This is a genomic window from Glutamicibacter sp. AGC84 (genome assembly GCF_053543575.1).
The window spans coordinates 40040-47113 of the sequence record NZ_JBLVOC010000013.1; the positions used below are offsets into that span (position 1 = coordinate 40040).

A 7074-nucleotide genomic window follows, 5' to 3' on the forward strand; every position below is an offset into this window, starting at 1 on the left:
TGCCCCACGGCTCTGTCACCAGGGAGCTAGGCGGCGAGCCATACATCCGGGCCGAAGACTTCATAGTGGATACGCTCGGCCGGGATGCCGGCTTCCAGCGCCTGGTTGCGCATTGCATGCATGAATGGCAGCGGGCCGCACAAGTAGACCTGGGCATTGCCAGTCAGTGCGCCGGCGAGATCCATGTAGCCGGACGTGGCGTTCAGCCCCTCCGGCAATTCCCCGCGTTCGAACCAGGTGCTGATGGTGGCTTCTGGCAGCTTGCCGATGGATTCGAGCATCTGCTCGCGCAATGGCCAGGCGGTGGCCGTCTGGTCTGCGTGCAGCACGGTGACCTTGCGGGTGGAGCCGCGTGCGGCCAGGGTCTGCAACGCGGCCGCACTCGGGGTGCAGCCGATTCCGGCGGTGGCGATCACCAGCGGCGAGCCATCGTCATCGATGACCAGGTCGCCATACGGATTCGATAGCTCCACCACGTCGCCGAGTTTCAGGCCATGGTGGATCACCGGGGAAAATTCGCCGTTCACATCCAGTTTGACCGTGACGGTGCGGCGGTCGGTTCGCTCGATGTCGCCGCTCAAGGTGTACTGGCGAACCTGGCGCAGGCCGTCGGCCATCGGCATGCGGACCGAAACGAATTGGCCCGGCTTGGCGACGGTGGCTGGGGTCCGGTCAGCTGGCTCGAAGCTGAAGCAGACCGAATCAACGCCGGTTTCGATGCGCTCGACAAGCTTCCATGGGGTGTAGATCTCGGCGTTGGCCTGCTGCGCGTACAGGCCTTTCTCGATCTTGACCAGCGCGTGGGCCATCAGCCAGTAGACCTCGGTCCAGGCCTCGGCGATCTGCGGAGTCAGCGCCTCGCCCAGATCTTCGGCGATGGCGTCGAAGAGGTGCTCGTAGACGATGGGGTACTGCTCCTCGGCGACACCGAGGGAAGCGTGCTTGTGGGCTACGCGCGCGAGCATGGTTTCCGGAGTGGTGCCCGGGTGCTTGACCAAGTAGGTTGCGAAGACTGCGATGGATCCCGCCAAGGCCTGCTGCTGGGTGCCGTTCTTCTGATTCGAACGTGAGAAGATTCCGTCGAGCAGTTCCGGGTGAGCGGTGAACAGGCGGTTGTAGAAGTTCGGGGTAATGCTGGAAATGCGCTCTGCGATGATTGGCAACGTGGCTTCAACGACCGGGAAGGACTTCGTGGACAGCATCGGGTCTCCTTGGAGTAGGCGATAACTTGTATTACAGATACAAGATTTATGATTTATTTCTACGCCTAGTAGAAAAGGATTGCAAATCCACCGGCCGGTATTCGTAACAGAAATCGGCGATGCGACCCCCGGGGAGCCGCAGGGGAATCAGGAAAGGGCGCGCACCGTAGGGAAGGGGAGCGCCGTGAAGGGCATCGCGGATGATGCCGGGCAGATGTCCTGGATGGTCAGCGGGTCCAGGGAAGCATAGAAAGCTTCGCGGGCCTGCCGGAAGACTGCCCGCAAGCGGCAGTTGCCCGAAAGCGGGCAGTTGGATTGCGCGTCATGATCGGAGCAATCCACAATATCGGTGCGCTTGTCCAACTTGCGCAGCAGTGAGCCGAGGGAAAAATCCAGTGCTCCATCGCTCAGCTGCGCGCCGCCATTGCGGCCGCGGGTGACCTGCAGGATTCCCAGCGTGCGCAGTTCCAGAACGGCTTTGGCCACGTGGTTGTAGGGAACGCCCACGGACTCGGCGATCTGGCGGCTGGTCAGTTGCCCGGTGCCGGGCGTTGCAAGGACCATGACGGTTCGCAAGCATACGTCGGTGAAGGCACTGAGTTTCATGATTCCTACTTTACGTGGGAAAAGCATTCCGGGGTCAGCATAGTGACTATGCCGACCCCGGAATCACCAACCGCGGTCTAGAGCGCGTTGGCCCAGATGGCTTCCGCCGACTCTGCCGCTGGCTCGTCGAAGATCCATTCGCCGCCTGGCTCTGCAGGCATGGTGTACGGCTGCACGATGGCCAACGCCGCACCGACACGGTGCTCGGCCACAATGTGGATGGCATCCTGGTCGTTTTCCTGGAGCAGCACATCCGAGGCGACGGCGATCGCCTGGAAGTGGGTGCCCTGCTGGTTCAGCACCTGCATCAGGTCCGCAACCATGGCTTCGGTGTCGATGTCGGCTTCCGGATCCTCAGGATCATCCGTTGGCGGAACAGCGATCAAGCGCAGCTCCGGCTCGTCTTCCTCTTCCTTCGGCTCCAGCGCGATCGCGAAAGGCAGGAACACGCCCTGCTCTTCGAGCTGTTCGCGGGCCACGCCCAGGGCGGTGCCCAAGACCTTGTTCAGCGCGTCCTTGACGCCCTCATCCAGTTCTTCGAGGTTCATGTCTTCCCTTTGCTAGTTGGTGACGTTCTTTTCACGCACGATAGCCAGAACGGCATCGCGGATGGGCTCAATGATTTCTGCGGTCCGGCCTTCGCCGTTGAAACGCAGGAATGGTTCGGTGTTCGATGGGCGCAGATTGATCCACCAGCTGCCATCGGCCGCTGAAATGGTCGTGCCGTCCATGGTGATCACTTCTACTGGCTGGTCTTGGAAATGCGACACGACCCGGGCAGTGGCACCTGCCTTGTCCTCGACCTCTGAATTGATTTCACCGGTGGCAGCGTAGGGTTCGTATTCGGAACCCAGCTCGGAGAGCGGCAGTTCCTGCTCGCCCAAGGCGGCCAGCACATGCATGGCAGCGAGCATGCCGGTATCGGCATTGTAGAAGTCGCGGAAGTAGTAGTGGGCGGAATGCTCGCCTCCGAAGACCGCGCCCTGGGAAGCCATTTCAGCCTTGATGAAGGAATGGCCTACGCGGGTCATCACCGGAACGCCACCGGACTTGGCGACGAATTCAGGCACCGCCTTGGAAGTGATCAAGTTGTGGATGATCACCGGGGACTCTTCGCCAGCTGCCTGCACACGGGCGATTTCGCGCACCGCGACCAGTGCGGTGATAGCCGAAGGGGACAGCGGCAGCCCGCGCTCGTCGATCACGAAGCAGCGGTCGGCATCGCCGTCGAAAGCCAGGCCGAGATCGGCCCCGTGCTCCAGTACTGCGGATTGCAGGTCCTTGAGGTTTTCCGGTTCCAGCGGATTGGCCGGGTGGTTGGGGAAAGTGCCATCCAGCTCGAAATACAGCGGAACAATTTCGAGCGGCAGCTCAGCGAGCACCGTACCCCCAAGAACTGCAGGGGTAGTCATGCCGCCCATGCCGTTTCCGGCATCCACCACGATCTTCAGCGGACGAATGCCCGACAAGTCCACCAATTCTCGCAGGTAAGCGGCATAGTCGGCCAGCACATCGCGCTCGCTGATGCTGCCCTGCGGGGCGTCACCGGAGACCGGCAGTCCCTCGTCAAGGTACTGCTGGGCCAGGTCGCGAATGTCGAACAGACCGGTAGCCGAAGAAATCGGGCGGGCGCCAGACTTGGACATCTTAATGCCGTTGTACTGGGCGGGATTGTGGCTGGCGGTGAAGACAACACCGGCGGCATTGAGCTTGCCCGATGCAAAGTACAGCTCATCGGTGGAGATCAATCCGAGCATGATCACGTTGGCGCCGCGGTAGGTGGCGCCACGAGCGAAGGCTTGGGCGAATTCTGCGGAAGACGGGCGCATGTCACCGCCAACCAGTACTTCCTTGCCGGACAGGGACAGGACGTCGACAAAGGCCGCGCCGATGGCTTCAATTGCTTCGGCATCCAGGTTCTCGCCGACTACGCCGCGTACGTCGTAGGCCTTAAAGCTCTGATTAAGATCAATTTCTTCACTCACGCCTTTCAGCCTACCGGTTTGACTGATTCAAATCATTGAGAACTAGGCGATTGCGGATGGGAAATGCCTAACATTTCAGCTATTTTCCCCTGCCGGCACCGCAGCTCGTGAGAGCTCATCCACAATTAGCGGACGCCACGGGCTAAATCGTGGGCAGGAACTGAAATACTGGAGGCATGGATGGCTCAACGCAAGTGGATCTGAAAACGCTGGCACTGCAGAAACTGCGCGCACTGGTGCAAAACCCGGACGCGCAGTTCCATGATGGCCAGTATGAAGCGATCAGCGCACTGGTGGCCGAGCGACGCCGCGCACTGGTCGTCCAGCGTACCGGCTGGGGCAAGTCCGCCGTGTACTTCATCGCTTCCCTGCTGCTGCGAGAACAGGGCTACGGGCCAACACTGATCGTTTCCCCGCTGCTGGCATTGATGCGCGACCAGGTTGCGGCCGCGGAGCGTGCTGGAGTCCGCGCTGCGGCCATCAATTCGGCCAATGTGCTCGAATGGCGTGAAATCCTCGAAAAGCTGCAACGCAATGAGCTCGATGTGCTGTTGGTGTCCCCGGAGCGTTTGAACAATCCATCCTTCCGCGAGCAGCAGCTGCCGATGCTGATGCAGCGTTTGGGCCTGCTGGTCATCGACGAGGCGCACTGCATTTCGGACTGGGGCCACGATTTCCGCCCGGATTACCGCCGCATCCGGGACCTGATCGCCCGATTGCCTCAGGGCCTCCCGGTTTTGGCGACCACTGCAACAGCGAACAGCCGAGTAGTCCAGGACGTTGCCGAACAGCTGGCCGGCGGCACCGAGGAGGTCTTCACGCTGCGCGGCACCCTGGCTCGCGACTCGCTGCGCCTAGGTGTCCTGCGTCTGGCTTCGCCGCGCATGCAGTTGGCCTGGTTGCTCAGCCACATCGAGGACTTCAAGGGCTCGGGCATTATCTACACCCTGACGGTTTCTGCAGCCGAGGATATTGCTCGCCTGCTCAAGGATGCCGGGCACGAAGTTGCTGCCTACACCGGGCGCACCGATTTGGAAGAACGCGAACGCCTTGAACAAGCGTTGAAGAATAACGAAGTGAAAGCGCTGATCGCCACGAGCGCCTTGGGAATGGGCTTTGACAAGCCAGACCTCGGTTTCGTCTTGCACATCGGTGCCCCCAGCTCGCCCGTGGCTTACTACCAGCAGGTGGGCCGTGCCGGGCGTGGGAGCATCAACGCAGATGTCCTGCTGCTGCCCGGGCCTGACGACTCGGAAATTTGGGAATACTTCGCCACCAGCTCCATGCCGGACCAGGTGCGCGCCACCCAGGTGCTCGAAGCCTTGGCCAAGACCGACGGTGCGATGAGTGTCCCGGCGCTGGAAAGCGCCGTGAACCTTCGCCGCTCGCCACTTGAGCTGTTGCTGAAGGTGCTGGCCGTGGATGGTGCGGTGGAGCGTGTTGCCGGCGGCTGGATGCGCACCGACATGCCATGGACCTATGATGCCGATCGGTATAAGCGAGTGGCGCAGAGCCGAATCCATGAACAAAACCTCATGGTCAGTTACGAGAACACTCGCGGATGCCGCATGCAGTTTCTGACCGATGCCTTGGATGATCCGCAGTCTGCTCCCTGCGGCCGGTGCGACAACTGCGCTGGCGTTTGGTTTGACGACCATATTCCTGACGATTCGAAGGACAGCGCGCAGGCGGCACTTGGACGGGTGGGAGTTCCTATTGAACCGCGCAAGCTGTACCCTTCGGGACTGGACCGGCTGGGGTACACGCTCAAGGGCAAAATCGCTATTGACGAGCAGGTGGCCACGGGCCGGGCGCTGGCTCGCCTGACCGACCTGGGATGGGGCAACCGATTGCGCCAGCTCTTTGCCGACCCCACCGATTCCCCTATCGACAAGGCGATGTTCGATGCGTGCATCAAGGTGCTTGCCGAATGGAATTGGGAGGAACGTCCAGTGGGCGTTGTAGCCATGCCATCGAATAAGCGTCCCCAGCTGATCACCTCCCTTGCTCAGGGCCTAGCTGAGGTGGGACGGTTGCGCTACCTGGGGCAGCTCGAATATCGCGGTGCTGGACCACAGAATGGCCCGGGCGGGAATTCCGCTTTCCGTGTGGCTGCAGTTGCCGATGCTTTTGAACTTCCAACGCAGCTCGAACAGCTCATTGCCGACGCTCCAGGGCCGGTGCTGCTAGTTGATGATCTGGTTGATTCCCGGTGGTCCATGGCGATGGCTGGGCGGGCCCTGCGCATCGCGGGCGCACCGGGTGTCATGCCTTTCACTTTGGGCGTAGCCGGGTAATCGCACAGTTAAACAAAGTAGTCTGGAAGTATGGAATTTCTCATCTGGCTCGTTGTCCTCATCGCAGTGATTGCCCTGGGCTACTTCGGTCTGCAAGCGCTACGCAAGAAGAACACTGCGCAAATCGCGCAGGCGATTTCCCGTGAAGCAGCGCAGGCGGCAAACGCGAGGCTGGATGATGCTTCACGCAATTCGGTGTACCGCAATCTGGCCAAGGGCGACGTCATGGGCGCGGTCAAGGATTTCCGCGCTGCTACTGGCGACTCGGTCAAGGATTGCGTGATTGCAGTACGCAGCCTCGACAAGTACCCGCAGACAGCCCCCGCCAAGGAATTGCCGAATGATGATGCCGAGATCAAGGCTTTGAGCGACAAACTCGAAGCTCAAGTTGAGCGCGAAGATCGTGAAGCGGCCGCTACTGCCGCAGAGGATGCCACACCAGCACCTGCCGATGACACTTGGGTTGTACCCCAGGAATGGAGCGAACAGTTCAGTTCCCTTCAGGAACCAAGTGCTACGCACTTCAAGATGGCGTTCGAACTTGATGGCGAGAACCGCGAATTTTCCAGCGAACAACTGCCGGCAAATGAATACGACCAGCTATTCTCCATGTTGCGGGATTCCAATTTTGAAGAAGCGGCAAAGATCCTGCACGGCTATACGGATCTGCCGGTCGAAGACCTGGAACGCATGATCGCGACGTCTCCCATGTCTGGCGCGAGCGCCAACGGCAATATTGCAGACTTCCGCTTTGAAGGCCAGGGCCCGGATGGTCCAGTGCATTTCGATGCTGCCGAACTTCCAGAAGCTGACCGCGAAGCGCTCTTCGACGCAATCGCCGATACCGATCTGGACCGGATGTCGGAAATCATTGTTCGCCACACCTCGTTGCCAGAGGATATCGTGCAGAACATGCTGCGGACCTTCGTGAAGCGCGACGACCAGTAGCGGAGAAACTGCTGTCCTGGAGTTTTGGGAATCACC

The 7074-nt window shown here is 60.6% G+C and carries 6 protein-coding genes; 2 read left to right on the plus strand and 4 right to left on the minus strand.

The genetic code is table 11. The features are described 5' to 3' along the window. Positions 1–26: 26 nt before the first annotated feature. The 4 genes from ACNPN0_RS08500 to ACNPN0_RS08515 form a co-directional block, all read right to left on the minus strand. Positions 27–1202, minus strand: coding sequence for a globin domain-containing protein (locus ACNPN0_RS08500; protein WP_448937424.1), 1176 nt, complete (start codon positions 1200–1202; stop codon positions 27–29). A 147-nt stretch (positions 1203–1349) separates the two neighbouring features. Continuing rightward, on the minus strand, positions 1350–1808 hold the full coding sequence (locus ACNPN0_RS08505; protein WP_332594999.1) for an RrF2 family transcriptional regulator: 459 nt from the start codon (positions 1806–1808) through the stop codon (positions 1350–1352). Between the two features lie 77 nt (positions 1809–1885). Then, a complete protein-coding gene (locus tag ACNPN0_RS08510) occupies positions 1886–2356 on the minus strand; it encodes a hypothetical protein (RefSeq protein WP_105658802.1) in 471 nt (156 codons plus the stop codon). A 12-nt stretch (positions 2357–2368) separates the two neighbouring features. Continuing rightward, the gene (locus ACNPN0_RS08515) at positions 2369–3802 is read right to left on the minus strand and encodes a phosphomannomutase/phosphoglucomutase (protein ID WP_448937439.1); all 1434 of its coding nucleotides are present in this window, start codon (positions 3800–3802) and stop codon (positions 2369–2371) included. A gap of 167 nt (positions 3803–3969) precedes the next feature. On the opposite strand from ACNPN0_RS08515, the gene ACNPN0_RS08520 reads away from it, so the two are divergent. Both ACNPN0_RS08520 and ACNPN0_RS08525 read left to right on the plus strand, forming a co-directional pair. After that, positions 3970–6090: a RecQ family ATP-dependent DNA helicase gene (locus ACNPN0_RS08520; RefSeq protein ID WP_332498832.1), complete on the plus strand. Its 2121-nt coding sequence runs from the start codon at positions 3970–3972 to the stop codon at positions 6088–6090. A 30-nt stretch (positions 6091–6120) separates the two neighbouring features. Beyond that, positions 6121–7038 (plus strand): hypothetical protein, encoded by a 918-nt coding sequence (locus ACNPN0_RS08525; RefSeq protein WP_105658799.1) that lies wholly within the window; start codon positions 6121–6123, stop codon positions 7036–7038. Positions 7039–7074 lie beyond the last annotated feature (36 nt).

Coding starts and splice junctions, on each gene's coding strand:
- ACNPN0_RS08520 (WP_332498832.1), top strand. CDS start 3,970: ATGGATGGCTCAACGCAAGTGGATCTGAAAACGCTGGCACTGCAGAAA.
- ACNPN0_RS08525 (WP_105658799.1), top strand. CDS start 6,121: ATGGAATTTCTCATCTGGCTCGTTGTCCTCATCGCAGTGATTGCCCTG.
- ACNPN0_RS08510 (WP_105658802.1), bottom strand. CDS start 2,356: ATGAACCTCGAAGAACTGGATGAGGGCGTCAAGGACGCGCTGAACAAG.
- ACNPN0_RS08505 (WP_332594999.1), bottom strand. CDS start 1,808: ATGAAACTCAGTGCCTTCACCGACGTATGCTTGCGAACCGTCATGGTC.
- ACNPN0_RS08500 (WP_448937424.1), bottom strand. CDS start 1,202: ATGCTGTCCACGAAGTCCTTCCCGGTCGTTGAAGCCACGTTGCCAATC.